The organism is Burkholderia sp. AU45251 (assembly GCF_030482905.1).
GTDB classification, from domain to species: Bacteria; Pseudomonadota; Gammaproteobacteria; order Burkholderiales; family Burkholderiaceae; genus Burkholderia; species Burkholderia aenigmatica.
In genome coordinates this window covers 36747-49163 of record NZ_JAUJQH010000027.1, presented here as the reverse complement: position 1 = coordinate 49163, position 12417 = coordinate 36747, and the positions used below count along the sequence as shown (strand labels likewise).

At 66.0% G+C, this 12417-nt stretch carries 12 protein-coding genes; 4 read left to right on the top strand and 8 right to left on the bottom strand.

From position 1 onward, the window contains the following. Nucleotides 1-60 precede the first annotated feature (60 nt). The 7 genes from QZM67_RS33455 to QZM67_RS33425 form a co-directional block, all read right to left on the bottom strand. Nucleotides 61-1152 (bottom strand): hypothetical protein, encoded by a 1092-nt coding sequence (locus QZM67_RS33455; protein WP_301809960.1) that lies wholly within the window; start codon nt 1150-1152, stop codon nt 61-63. Nucleotides 1153-1385: 233 nt separating this feature from the next. After that, a complete protein-coding gene (locus tag QZM67_RS33450; RefSeq protein ID WP_175021190.1) occupies nt 1386-1889 on the bottom strand; it encodes an activator protein in 504 nt (167 codons plus the stop codon). A gap of 181 nt (nt 1890-2070) precedes the next feature. Then, nucleotides 2071-2574, bottom strand: coding sequence for a hypothetical protein (locus tag QZM67_RS33445; RefSeq protein WP_043180516.1), 504 nt, complete (start codon nt 2572-2574; stop codon nt 2071-2073). Between the two features lie 121 nt (nt 2575-2695). Then, nucleotides 2696-3520: an OmpW family protein gene (locus QZM67_RS33440; RefSeq protein ID WP_301809957.1), complete on the bottom strand. Its 825-nt coding sequence runs from the start codon at nt 3518-3520 to the stop codon at nt 2696-2698. Nucleotides 3521-3593: 73 nt separating this feature from the next. Next, on the bottom strand, nt 3594-4847 hold the full coding sequence (locus QZM67_RS33435; RefSeq protein ID WP_175021189.1) for a DUF2957 domain-containing protein: 1254 nt from the start codon (nt 4845-4847) through the stop codon (nt 3594-3596). Between the two features lie 71 nt (nt 4848-4918). Further along, on the bottom strand, nt 4919-6532 hold the full coding sequence (locus QZM67_RS33430) for a DUF2957 domain-containing protein (protein ID WP_301809955.1): 1614 nt from the start codon (nt 6530-6532) through the stop codon (nt 4919-4921). A gap of 617 nt (nt 6533-7149) precedes the next feature. Beyond that, nucleotides 7150-7446: a cupin domain-containing protein gene (locus QZM67_RS33425; RefSeq protein WP_011354152.1), complete on the bottom strand. Its 297-nt coding sequence runs from the start codon at nt 7444-7446 to the stop codon at nt 7150-7152. 423 nt (nt 7447-7869) lie between these two features. On the opposite strand from QZM67_RS33425, the gene QZM67_RS33420 reads away from it, so the two are divergent. The 4 genes from QZM67_RS33420 to QZM67_RS33405 all read left to right on the top strand — a co-directional run bounded on the left by QZM67_RS33420 (nt 7870) and on the right by QZM67_RS33405 (nt 12059). Continuing rightward, a complete protein-coding gene (locus QZM67_RS33420) occupies nt 7870-8817 on the top strand; it encodes an ABC transporter ATP-binding protein (protein ID WP_175021187.1) in 948 nt (315 codons plus the stop codon). A gap of 3 nt (nt 8818-8820) precedes the next feature. Continuing rightward, nucleotides 8821-9582, top strand: coding sequence for an ABC transporter permease (locus tag QZM67_RS33415; RefSeq protein WP_011354149.1), 762 nt, complete (start codon nt 8821-8823; stop codon nt 9580-9582). Nucleotides 9583-9732: 150 nt separating this feature from the next. Further along, nucleotides 9733-11151 carry an MFS transporter gene (locus QZM67_RS33410; RefSeq protein ID WP_089451978.1) on the top strand — a complete coding sequence of 473 codons (1419 nt, stop codon included), beginning with the start codon at nt 9733-9735 and terminating at the stop codon, nt 11149-11151. A gap of 206 nt (nt 11152-11357) precedes the next feature. Further along, nucleotides 11358-12059, top strand: a complete 702-nt coding sequence (locus tag QZM67_RS33405; protein ID WP_301809950.1) for an MBL fold metallo-hydrolase — start codon at nt 11358-11360, stop codon at nt 12057-12059. 125 nt (nt 12060-12184) lie between these two features. Here QZM67_RS33405 and QZM67_RS33400 read toward each other — a convergent pair whose 3' ends face one another. Further along, nucleotides 12185-12415: a hypothetical protein gene (locus QZM67_RS33400; RefSeq protein WP_041493471.1), complete on the bottom strand. Its 231-nt coding sequence runs from the start codon at nt 12413-12415 to the stop codon at nt 12185-12187. Nucleotides 12416-12417 lie beyond the last annotated feature (2 nt).

Below are 12417 nucleotides of genomic sequence, written 5' to 3'. Positions count from 1 at the left end.
CTTGCGTATTGGTTCGGCACAGGCGGTGCATCCGCCCGCCTTGGCCCCCTGTTCGCCGAATCATGACGTCACAACGGCCCGCCTCCCCATCCGTTTCCCGCGGACGATCGGATTCCATCGCGAGGTCAGGCTCATTGCGCCACGCAGGCGCTCGAACGCGGCGTCCTCCTTCGGCCCGAAGCGGCTCACTGCCGGCCAGGCGAGCACATGATCGAGCCATGCCTGCCACTCGTCGCCATGAAAGCGGCCACCGATTTCCCGCACGGCCTCCGGCGCCGCGATCACGATGCCCGCCAGCAGGTAGCAAGCCCAGAAACTGCCACCACCGACGAGTTGATCGAGCCTGCACACGGAAAGCGCCGCGAGCAGCCCGTCCACCGACGCGAGATCCGCGCGATGCATGCGGATCGCCCGCGCAACGAGGTTGTGCTGACCGCCATACGCGGCAACGGAGGTCCCGTCGCCGGCAGCAAGCGCGGCCGAGAACGCCACGAGCGCCGCCATCTCGTCGATGCGCGATGCATCGTCACGCGGCCCGCACGCGCGCAGCACGATCGCGTCGATGACGGCGCCAGGCATGGCCGACGTTTCCCCACTCGCCGCCGCGGCGACGGCCAACCTCTCTCTCAGGTTCTTCGCAGGCGGCGTGTCGCCCTGCGCGCTCTTTTCATGTTCAGTACATTCACCGTCATCGCCCCCGCAGCATTCGACACCGCCGGCAATCCGCTCGAGCGCGGCCCAGCCGACATCGGGATCGTCGAATGCGCACGCATCGATCACACCGTACGCGGTGTCGAACGCGGCGCGCGAGCCGGGGCAGCTGCGTTCGGCTTCGTCTAGTTGCTGCATCGAAGGCACGTGCGAGCACGCACCGAACGGGTCGGTCAGGTCGCATGCGCAGGCGCCGCCGTCCGATGCAGTCCACGGCGCGAGCCGGTGAAGCATCGCCGTTGCTTCTCGGGACAGGGTCGTGCCGGCTCGCACGCGCAGCGCGTATGACGCGAGGACAGTCGTGTCGTCGGCGTCACCCGCCTCCGCCGCGCGCGCGGCAGCGTCGAGTCGCTCGATCAGGTACTGCAGCCACGCGGCCGTGCGCAGCCGGTCAGGCGTCGCGCCGCGGGCATCGCCATACTTTGCTGGATCGGTAAGCATGGGTCTTCCGGGATAGTTCCGGCCAATTGGAATGGTGTTGTTTCAATCGAATCGGGCAGCGCGGCACGCCGCGCCAGCCCTGCATGTCCACCCGGATCGGATTGCGACACGGGCGGTCAGCCGGCCGTCGCGCCGATACGCGCGACGACACGAATGCGTCGAGAAAGCGGGAACACACGTGCGTGCCGCGCGGCCCTCGCGCACGGCGTGCACCTCGCTTCGCTCCGCGATGCTTACTGCACGTGGAGCTTCGGCGACGTCACGAGCTCGCCGGCCAACCTGCAATCCGGTGTCAAGTCGACATTGTTGAACGTCAGCGACGATTTCGAATCGTTCCATGCCTCAACAACCTTGCCGGGCCCGCAGGTTCCGAGCAACTTGATACTCACCTGTGCGTTGTCGATCGAAATCTGCGTCGCGCTTTCCACCTGCCCCGTCCACGGCGACGCACTACTCGCGGTAGTGCTGACAAACGGGCACCAGTTGCCCCCGTTGAACTGCGCCGACGTGACATTGACGATACCTGCCGGCGTAATCGTCCCGTTAAACGTCAAGGTACAAACCGTGTTGATCGCACCTTTGGTCAGCGACATCACCCCCGACGCAGAAAACGCTTCGGCGTTCGGATTCATCGGCTGCCCATCCGCGCGCGACACGGTCACCGCAAAAGCGGGCGCAGCCGAAATCGTGGTGAACACCACTGCAGCAACAAGCGATGCAATTTGACGAATGTTCATCTGTACGGCCCTCTCTCTTGATATGTGGCGGCCTTACACGAGAAACACGACCGCTCTGCCGAACGAATCCGGCCGCCGCGCCGATACACGCGACAGCACGAACCCATCGAAACCGCGGAAACCCGCCGCGCATACCGCACGGCCCTCGCGCGCGGCGGGTACCCGCTTCGATCCGCGACGCTTATTGCACGTGGAACTTCGGCGACGTCAGGACCGTGCCGCCCACCGTGCAATCCGGCGTCAGCACGGCGCTGTTGAACGTCAGCGACGAGTTCGTATCGCTCCACGCCGTCACGACCTTGCTCGGCCCGCAGGCGCCGAGCAGCGTGACGTTCACCTTCACGTTGTTGATCGTCAGCTGCGTCGTGCTGTCGGCCTGACCCGTCCACGGCGACGTGCTGCTCGCGCTGCCGCTGATCAGCCCGCACGTCGCGCCGCCCGAGAACGTCGTCGACGTGATGTTGACGATGCCGGTTGACGTGATCGTGCCGTTGAAGGTCGCGTTACACGCCGCACTGATCGATCCCTTGCTGAGGTTCGTGAGCCCGGTCGCCGAGAACGGCTCGCCGTTCGGGTTCATCGCCTGGCCATCGGCCCGCGTAACGGTGACTGCGAAAGCAGGCGCGGCCGAAACCGCGGTGAAAGCCACTGCAGCAACAAGCGATACGATTTTGCGAATGCTCATTTGAACTGCCCCCTCTCTTCACAAATGGCGGCACGCCGCCAGGAACGCGATCTCCCGGCCGGAAGGGTCCGGCCAGCCGGTCGCAGGAAACCGCCGGCGCGCGTCATGCGCGCCGGACGGCTCAGAACTTGTAGGAAATCCCCACGAACGTGATCAGCGGATCGGCCTTCAGCCGCGTGCGCGTGGTGGCGAGCGTCGAGCCGTCGGCCGCCTTGATCACGAGCGACGAGTACGTCTTCAGCGGCATGTAGGTCAGCGTCGCCGTTACGCCCCAGTGCTTGTCGATCGCATAGCTCGCGCCGACGTTGTAGACCGGCGTGAACGACGACGACGCCTTGCCCTCCACCGACGTCGCACCCGGCTTGCCAGCGCCGGCCGCGAGTACGCTGCCGAGGTTCTCGTTGATGTCCTTCGCGAAGTTGCCGTTCAGTTCGATGTTGCTGAACCAGCTGTAGGCCACGCCGATCCCGACGAACGGGCGGAACCGCGCCGTCGGCGCGTTGAAGTAGTACTGCAGGATGACCGTCGGGCTCCACTGCCGCGCGTTCTTCACGGCCGGCTGGTTCGCCGACTTGTCCATGTCGACGTTGCCGAGCGCGCCGGCCGGGCCCGGCGGCTTGATCACGCCGTGGCCGGTCAGCGTGAACTCGGGCGGCACGCCGAGCACCGACGTCACCGCGATGTGGTCGGTGAAGAAGTGCGTGAGCGTGAGGCCGACCGTATCGGCGTTGTTGACCGTCAGGCTCGTGCCCGGCGACGTGAACGAACCGGGCAGGCGCAGCGGCCCGTTGATCGGCATGCTCGCGAGATTCGTCGTCAGCCCGTTGGTCGAATCCTGCGGCATGATGTGCAGCCAGCCCAGCGTCGCGACGTTGTCGCCCGCCTGCTGGGCCGATGCGAGCGTCGACACGCCTGCGACGACACCCGCGACAATCAGCTTCTTCATGAAGTCTCCCCCTCATTCTGTCGGGGCGCCGCGCATCCGCGCGCGGCGCCGCCGTGTCTCCATCCACATGCGGTCACTGCACGAACGCGCCGACCGTGAAGTACGGGTTGCTCGTATCGACCATGTCGAGGAACCCGAACACGCCACCGGTGAACACGAACTTGCCGGTTGCCGGCCCCGACGCCGCGTCCGCATGCACGGTCGTCACGACGCCCGGCACTTTCTGCGTGTAGTCGAGGTTCAGCGCGCGCGTCAGCGCGGCCTGCGACGCGTTGAACGGATCGAGCAGCGTGGCCTGCGCGCCGATGAGCGCGGTCGCACGGTAGTTGAACGCGCTGTCGACGCCCGTGTACTCGCCGTCCTGCGAGCCCTGCGTAATCGCCGTCTGCGGGCTCAGGAACGAGATGCCCGATTCGTCGTCCGCGCTCGGCGGGCCTTGCGTGAGGTCCGCGTTGGCGGCGCCGGTGCGGATGAAGATCGGCACGAGCTGGTTGCGCAGCTTGCCGACGATCAGGATCCCCTTGCCGGCCTTCGCCGGATCGAGCGCGGCGAGCGTCGGCGGAATCTGCGGCTGATAGTTGAGCGACTGGAACGCCGGCGCATCCGGGCGCAGCGTGAACGGCTGGTTCACGGTTGCGCTCGACGCAAGCGGCTGCCCGCCGTTCTTCTTGCCGAAGTTGTCGGTTTCCGTATAGCTGCCGTCCGCGTTGATCGTCACCTTCTGGTCGAGCGCCACCGGCTGGAAGTTCTGCGACGGCACCTGGTGATAGCCGAGCTGGTTGTACGTGCCGGCGATCTTCGTCAGGTCGGTTTCCAGCGACGAGAAGCTGATGAACGGGTAGTACGGGAATGTCGTCTTCGGGATCTTGCCGACGCCGATCACGCCGTCGAACTGGATCGTCGCGCCGGGGATCGCGCCGCCCAGCACGCCTTCGCCGAGGAACAGCCGCGCCGGCCGGCTCGGGTCGAGGCTCGCGTTCTGCATCCGGAACGTGCACTGGTTCAGCTTCACCGTCGGCAGCCCCGTTTCGTCGGCCAGCGTGCCGTCGACCACGTTGGCGGGGGCCATATCGCGGGTCGGCTGCACGGTGCCCGCGGTGGTCGGCACCGGCGATGCGAGGTAGGTCATCCGGTACGTCATCTTCGTCGTGTCGAGCTGCACCTTCACAAGCTCACCCGACCCCGACCCGCCGATGAACACCGTGTTGTAGTCGATCGTCTGCGGGCACAGCCGGACCACCGGCGCGGGCGGCGGGTCGCCGTCGCCGCCGCACGCGGCCAGCACGGGCGCGAGCGACGCCGCGGCCATCCATTGTTTCAAATTCATAGGAATCCTCTTGAAATTCGATTCGCCGGCGGCGACGCATGCGCCGCCGGTGTTACGTGTTCAATGCAGGGTCACTGGACGAACGCGCCGACCGTGAAGAACGGGTTGACCTTGTTGTTGTTGACGACCATCGCGTAGACGTTGCCGGCCGTCACGAGCCAGCCCGTGTCGCCCTTGCTGAAGATCGCCACGTTGCCGCTCGCCCCCTTCGCGTTGAAGTCCTGCGTGGCCGTGACCTTGATCTTGCCGGGCGTGGCCTGCGTATAGTCGAGCGCGAACTGCGAGGTCACCGACGACGTCTGCGGATCGATGAACGCCGCGGTATTGCCCTGGAACAGCGTGGACGTATAGTTCGCGGCCATCGTCGACACGGCAGTGCCGTCGTTGCAGGTTCCTGCTTCAGACATGAAGTTGCCGTCGATGAACTTGCCGGGCAACTCCGGGTGCGGCACTTTGGGATCGAAGCTCGGGCCTGCCGCCGGGTAGAAGCTCGTAACGCCGAGCGACGTCACGACGCCGCAGGCGGATGCGCTGGTCGCGCCGATGTAACCGCCCTTCAGCGAATTGGCGGCAATCGCGGTGGCCGACGACAGCATCGAGATCCCGACTTCGGCATCGGCGACCGACACGAGCGGATTGGCCGTATCGACATACGTATAGCCGACACGAATCACGACCGGTATCCGCACGCCGTTCAGCTTGCCGACGATCATGATGCCTTTGGCCTGGCTCGATGCAAGGAGGATGACCGACGCCCCCTGCCCCGCCATCGGATACGAGACCACGCCAAACGCGTTCGGCAGCCCGTTGCTCACGAACACATTGTCGGCCGACCCGTCCGCGTTCTTGCGCAGTGTCCACGGCGTCCCGGTCGTCTGGCACGAGTAGTCGCTGCCTTGCGTGATCGTGCATGAGCCGTCCGCATTGAGCGTCTGGTTCCAGTTGACGACGTCCGGCTCCCAGCCGACCAGACCGGCCGTGCTCTGCCCGCCCCCGCCGAGCGGTGACAGATGAATGCCGACCTCGTTGTAATTGCCGGCGACCTTCGAAAAGTCGGTTTCCGTTTCGATGAAGCCGATGAACGGATAGAAGTCGAACGTCCGCGACGGCACGTAGCCGATGGGCGTGGGGGTCCCGAGGTCGATACCCTTGTACGCAATCGTCGCCCCCGGAATCCCGCCACCCACCACGCCATTGCCGACGAACAGCATCGGCGGATCCGCGCGGTTGATCGTCACCGCATACGCGCCGTTGCTCGTCGCGCCGTTGTCGAGCACGAACGCGCAGCGGTTCTGCTCGGCGGTCGGGAGGGTGGTCGGATGATGGAACGACCCGCTGATCGTCAGGCCCGCGCGGGTATTGTTGACCTGCCCTGCCGACGTCGGCACCGACGATTCGAGGAACTGCATCTGATAGGTGAGCTTCGTCGTGTCGAATTTCACCTTCACGTACTCGCCGCTGCCCGCGCCGCCCGTGTAGGTCGTCGTGTAATCGAGCGCGTCCGGACACAGCTTCGTCACGACAGGCGGCGTCGTTTCGGCACCGCTCGGCCCGCATGCGCTCCCCGAGCACTGCGGCACGGTGATCGGCCCCGGGTCGTCGCCGCCGCCGCAACCGGCGACGAACGGCAAAACGACGACCGCGCATGACAGGATCGCTTTCCGCCATTCAGGAATGCAAATCATCAACCCCTCCTTTTCAGGTACGACAAGTCTCGTCCGGACAGGCTGCATGGCCCGCCGGTTGGTATCGCGCCGCCGCACGAACGCGCGGCGCATGACGGTGTGCGCAAGGCGGCCGCGATGCCGGTCAGGCAAATGCGGCATACGCCGCGGCGGCAGACAAGCGCGCTCCCGCAGCGCCGTCATGCGGCACGGCGCCGTCGGAACGATCGAAACGGGAAGTGGTTCGCCGCTACACGGCGAAATGACAACGCAGGGACGCGATCTGCATCGCGCCTGCATTCAGCGAAAAAACGGGAAACGGCAGTCCGACTGGCCCCGCGGATAGGCGTCTCATGAATTGGTCTCCGTACGTACGCTTGATTCGTTATCGTGATGCGTCGTTTGTGGAAACTATGATCGGACGATACCCACAAGTAAATGGATGCAGAGTTCCAAACGACCGAAACCGCGCAATCCTAGCGCGTGCAGGGGATTTGACAGTTTTTCAAACAGCCTTCGATTTATTTGCTCAGACAAATACCTGCCCCATCCAACGCGCGTTTGAACAACGACGCCCAACCCGCGCCCGGCCTTGCTGGCCGGCCCGCGACGGGCCGTATCGATGCTGCAGCGCAACCTTACACGTCGATGATCGCGAGCGTGCCGTGGCTGCCCGGCAGCACCGCGTGAAGCGTGCCGGCGAGCGCGAGGTACATCTGCCCGGCCTCGACGACGACCGTCTCGCCCGCGACCTCGAGCATCATCCGGCCGTCCAGCACCAGCAGCCCCTCGTTGTAGTCGTGCACTTCCGCCTCGTAAGCCTGCGCATCCATGCGCAGTACCTTGATCCTGGCCGGCCCGACCTCGCCAACGATCGTGGATTTCCACGCGACGGCCTGCGCAGCCGCCACAGATTTGAAATCGATCAAAGACATGCGCCCCGCTCCATGAACGATGAAAGGAACGCATTATCGCGAGCGCCGCGCATGCCGTCCCGGTACGGCGCGACGGCGTTCGGGCGGCACAGTCGGCCTGCCAGCCGCGCCGGAATGCAATCGCCGCCCGCTTCGTCGAAAACGGCACAAATTGTTCACCTGGCGCAAATAAAACAGCGTTTTATTAAATAATGCCGCGGCAATTCGCGCAAATCGGACACCGGCAACGCGCGTCCTTTCCACCAGCATGCATTTCCATCTATCGATTGCTAATATGGCGATCCCGCGATCCCGCACCACAACGCCGTTCGACATGACGCCCGTTCGCCATGCCGTCCCCGGTCCCGGCCGCTGCACAGCGGCGGCGGCACCGGGCACGCGCGGCGCATGCCGTCACGCCGGCCGGCCGTGCCATCCGTGAGCATGCAACCGATCCTTTCCGTCTCCGACCTCTCCAAGACTTACGCGTCCGGCTTCCAGGCGCTGAAGCATGTGACCCTCGACATCCGCCCCGGCGAGATCTTCGCGTTGCTCGGGCCGAACGGCGCCGGCAAGACGACGCTGATCGGCTCGATCTGCGGCATCGTCACGCCGACCGAAGGCCGCGTGACGGTCGGCGGCCACGACATCCGCGATCAATACCGTGCGGCCCGCGAAATGATCGGCCTCGTGCCGCAGGAACTGACGACCGACGCGTTCGAGACCGTCTGGGCGACCGTGTCGTTCAGCCGCGGCCTGTTCGGCAAGGCGCCCGATCCCGCCCATATCGAGAAGACGCTGAAGGCGCTGTCACTGTGGGACAAGCGCGACAACAAGCTGATGACGCTGTCGGGCGGCATGAAGCGCCGCGTGATGATCGCGAAGGCGCTGTCGCACGAGCCGCGCATCCTGTTCCTCGACGAACCGACGGCCGGCGTCGACGTCGAGCTGCGCCGCGACATGTGGAAGCTCGTCGATTCGCTGCGCGAGAGCGGCGTGACGATCCTGCTGACCACGCACTACATCGAGGAAGCCGAGGAAATGGCCGACCGGATCGGCATCATCCTCGGCGGCGAGCTCGTGCTCGTCGAGGAGAAGCGCGAGCTGATGCGCAAGCTCGGCAAGAAGCAGCTCACCGTGCAGCTCGAGCATCCGCTCGCGGACGTGCCGCCCGCGCTCGCGCCGTTCGGGCTCGAACGCGCGGACGACGGCGCCGCGCTCGTCTACACGTACGACTCGCAGCGCGACGACGCGAGCATCGCGACGCTGATCAACGCGCTCGGCTCGGCCGGCATCGGCTTCCGCGACCTGCATACGACGCAGAGCTCGCTCGAGGACATTTTCGTCAGCCTGATCGACAACCGCCGCAACGGCGTGCAGCAAGGAGCCTGACGCATGAACCTGCATGGAATCCGCGCGATCTACCGCGCAGAAATGGCCCGCACGCGCCGCACGCTGATGCAGAGCATCATCGCGCCGGTGATCTCGACGTCGCTGTACTTCGTGGTGTTCGGCTCCGCGATCGGCTCGCGCATCAGCGACGTAAACGGCATCGGCTACGGCTCGTTCATCGTGCCGGGGCTCGTGATGCTGTCGCTGCTGTCGCAGAGCATCTCGAACGCGTCGTTCGGCATCTACTTCCCGCGCTTCACGGGCACGATCTACGAGATCCTGTCCGCGCCCGTGTCGTACTGGGAGATCGTGATCGCGTATGTGGGCGCGGCCGCGTCGAAGTCGATCCTGCTCGGCGTGATCATCCTCGCGACGGCCGGCCTGTTCGTGCCGCTGCACATCCTGCACCCGTTCTGGATGGTGCTGTTCCTCGTGCTGACGGCGATCACGTTCAGCCTGTTCGGCTTCGTGATCGGCATCTGGGCCGACAGCTTCGAGAAGCTGCAGCTCGTGCCGCTGCTGATCATCACGCCGCTCACGTTCCTCGGCGGCAGCTTCTATTCGGTCGACATGCTGCCGCCCGCGTGGCGCGTCGTCACGCTGTTCAACCCGATCGTCTACCTGGTCAGCGGCTTCCGCTGGTCGTTCTACGGGATCGCCGACGTGCACGTGGGCGTCAGCCTCGGCGCGACGTCGCTGTTCCTCGTGATCCTGCTGGCGATCGTCGCGTGGATGTTCCGCACCGGCTACAAGCTGAAGAATTGAAGCCGCACGCGCCGCCGCCGATGACGCATTTGGGCAAGCAGGCGGCGCTTTTCCTCTGATGCGGCAGTTTGTGGTCGCGTCTACTGAATACCGAAGCATCGGGGCCTTGGAGCATGCGCTGCGAGGCCCCTTTTCATTTCAGAGGACGCCATGCCCGCCGCCACCGCTCCCGCCTCCGCCGCCGCCCGGCTCGAACGCCTGCCGTTCTCCGGCTATCACAAGCGGATCTTCTTCATCATCGCGATCGCGTTCTTCTTCGACTCGGTCGACCTCGGCACGATGACCTTCGTGCTCGGCTCGATCCGCAAGGAGTTCGGGCTGTCGACCGCGGCCGCCGGCCTCGTCGCGAGCGCGAGCTTCTTCGGGATGGTGCTCGGCGCGGCCGTCGCCGGCCTGCTCGCCGACCGCTTCGGCCGCCGGCCCGTGTTCCAGTGGAGCATGGTGCTGTGGGGCGCCGCGTCCTACCTGTGCTCAACCGCGCAGAGCGTCGACGCGCTGATCGTCTACCGCGTGCTGCTCGGGATCGGGATGGGCATGGAATTCCCGGTCGCGCAAACCTTGCTGTCCGAATTCGTGCCGACCGAGAAGCGCGGCCGCCTGATCGCGCTGATGGACGGCTTCTGGCCGCTCGGCTTCATCACGGCCGGCATCGTCGCGTACTTCGTGCTGCCGCAGTTCGGCTGGCGCACGGTGTTCGCGCTGCTCGCGATTCCCGCCGTGTTCGTGCTCGTCGTGCGCCGCATCGTGCCGGAATCGCCGCGCTGGCTCGAGCATGCGGGCCGGCACACGGAAGCCGACACGGTGATGCACACGATCGAGGCGAAGGTGATGCGCTCGGCCGGCGTCACGACGCTGCCGCCGCCGTCGCGGCTCGCGGAGCCGGTCGTCGCCCGCGGGCGCGGTGCGCTGCGCGAGATCTGGAGCGGCGCGTACCGCCGCCGCACGGTGATGGTGTGGCTGCTGTGGTTCTTCGCGCTGCTCGGCTTCTACGGCCTCACGTCGTGGCTCGGCGCGCTGCTGCAGCAGGCCGGCTTCGAAGTCACGAAATCGGTGTTCTACACGGTGCTGATCTCGCTCGGCGGCGTGCCGGGCTTCCTGTGCGCCGCGTGGCTCGTCGAAAGCTGGGGGCGCAAGCCGACCTGCATCGCGTCGCTGCTCGGCGGCGGCGTGATGGCCTACGCATACGGCCAAAGTGCGCTGTACGGCGGCAGCACGACGCTGCTGATCGTCACGGGCCTCGCGATGCAGTTCTTCCTGTTCGGGATGTGGGCCGCGCTGTACACGTATACGCCCGAGCTGTACGGCACCGGCGCGCGCGCGACGGGCTCGGGCTTTGCGTCGGCGATCGGGCGCGTCGGCTCGTTGATCGGGCCTTACGTGGTCGGTGTCGTGCTGCCCGTGTTCGGCCAGGGCGGCGTATTCACGCTCGGCGCGCTGTCGTTCGTCGCGGCCGCGTTCGCCGTGTGGACGCTCGGGATCGAGACGAAGGGTCTCGCGCTGGAACAGCTCGCGGCGGGCGACGAAACGGGCGGCAGCGGCCAATACGCGGCGGCGGACAAGATCTCCTGAGCGCCGGATCAGCCTGGGTGTTCATGACGGCCGGGACGGCGTTCAGCGCTACGCCCGGCCGGCTGCTGCGTGAACTGACAGGATTCGCGGCCGGACCGACACTGCTAGACTGAGTCGAGGCACCGGGTCGCGCGCCTGCCCGGCGCATCGCGGCGATCGCGCGACGGTGGTGTCCGGCCCCCACTGCCCGCGCAAGGATTGCATCGATGGACAACGCCCGTATCGAAGAAATCCGCAGCGGCCTGTTTCGCGCAACGACCTATATCGACACGCTGAAACTCGGCTTCAGCCAGTTCTTCGTCCGCTCGCCGAACGGCGACGTCGTCTGCATCGAAACGGGCACGCGTTCCAATTTTCCGCAACTGACCGCGAGCCTCGCGACCGTCGGCATCACGCCGTCGATGGTGAGCAGCGTGATCGTTCCGCATTTCGAAGTCGACGAGATGGGCGCCCTGCCCGACTTCCTCGCGGCCAATCCGGCGCTCGTCGCGTATGCGCATCCGATCTGCACGCATGGGCTGGCCGATATCTTCGGTGTGCGCGCGCAGCCGCTGAAGGACGGCAAGCCGACGACGATTTCCGGTGTCGACGTCGTGCCGATCTTCACGAAGCATGTCCATCAGTGGGATGCGCTGGTCGTGTACCTGCCGGCGTACCAGGCGCTGCTGTCGTCGGACATCCTGATGCGCTTCGGCGACGAAGCGGCGGACGACCCGCTGCCGGCGATTCTCGATTCGATCCGGCGCTCGGACTACCTGCCGTCGCTCGCCCATCTGGCGAGTGCGCTGCGCCGGATCCAGGCGCTCGATCTCGACGTGATCCTGCCGATGCACGGCCCTGCCATCACGCACGACATCCCGCGCGTGCTCGCCGGCGCGATCGCGCATTGCGAGGCGGCGGCCGCGTAACGGGAAAAAAGCCGGCAAAAACCATCGCGCGCGGGCCGGTTCGCCCGCGCGGCATCCAATCGATATCGACAGGAAAAGCCGTTTGCGCGCCCGCCACGCGGCCGCGCAAACGACGATGGCGCGGCCTAGGCGCCGGTGACGACGAACTCTTCCGCCGCCTTGCGCTGGATCGCGGCCATCTTCGCGAGTTCGCGCTTGCTGCGCGGCTCGCTGGACGCGACGCCCGTCGCCTGCTTCGCCTTCGCACCCAGCGGGTAGAAAGCGAACGACGCGCCGGCCGGGGCATCCGGCTCGGCGCGCAGGCGTTTGTTCAGGATCTTCAAGTACTTTTTCTTCGAGACTTCCTTGGCTGCCATGG

Bases quoted from the DNA above. Each gene is read 5' to 3' on its own strand.
- QZM67_RS33455 (WP_301809960.1), bottom strand. From the start codon at position 1,152: ATGCTTACCGATCCAGCAAAGTATGGCGATGCCCGCGGCGCGACGCCT.
- QZM67_RS33450 (WP_175021190.1), bottom strand. From the start codon at position 1,889: ATGAACATTCGTCAAATTGCATCGCTTGTTGCTGCAGTGGTGTTCACC.
- QZM67_RS33445 (WP_043180516.1), bottom strand. From the start codon at position 2,574: ATGAGCATTCGCAAAATCGTATCGCTTGTTGCTGCAGTGGCTTTCACC.
- QZM67_RS33440 (WP_301809957.1), bottom strand. From the start codon at position 3,520: ATGAAGAAGCTGATTGTCGCGGGTGTCGTCGCAGGCGTGTCGACGCTC.
- QZM67_RS33435 (WP_175021189.1), bottom strand. From the start codon at position 4,847: ATGAATTTGAAACAATGGATGGCCGCGGCGTCGCTCGCGCCCGTGCTG.
- QZM67_RS33430 (WP_301809955.1), bottom strand. From the start codon at position 6,532: ATGATTTGCATTCCTGAATGGCGGAAAGCGATCCTGTCATGCGCGGTC.
- QZM67_RS33425 (WP_011354152.1), bottom strand. From the start codon at position 7,446: ATGTCTTTGATCGATTTCAAATCTGTGGCGGCTGCGCAGGCCGTCGCG.
- QZM67_RS33420 (WP_175021187.1), top strand. From the start codon at position 7,870: ATGCAACCGATCCTTTCCGTCTCCGACCTCTCCAAGACTTACGCGTCC.
- QZM67_RS33415 (WP_011354149.1), top strand. From the start codon at position 8,821: ATGAACCTGCATGGAATCCGCGCGATCTACCGCGCAGAAATGGCCCGC.
- QZM67_RS33410 (WP_089451978.1), top strand. From the start codon at position 9,733: ATGCCCGCCGCCACCGCTCCCGCCTCCGCCGCCGCCCGGCTCGAACGC.
- QZM67_RS33405 (WP_301809950.1), top strand. From the start codon at position 11,358: ATGGACAACGCCCGTATCGAAGAAATCCGCAGCGGCCTGTTTCGCGCA.
- QZM67_RS33400 (WP_041493471.1), bottom strand. From the start codon at position 12,415: ATGGCAGCCAAGGAAGTCTCGAAGAAAAAGTACTTGAAGATCCTGAAC.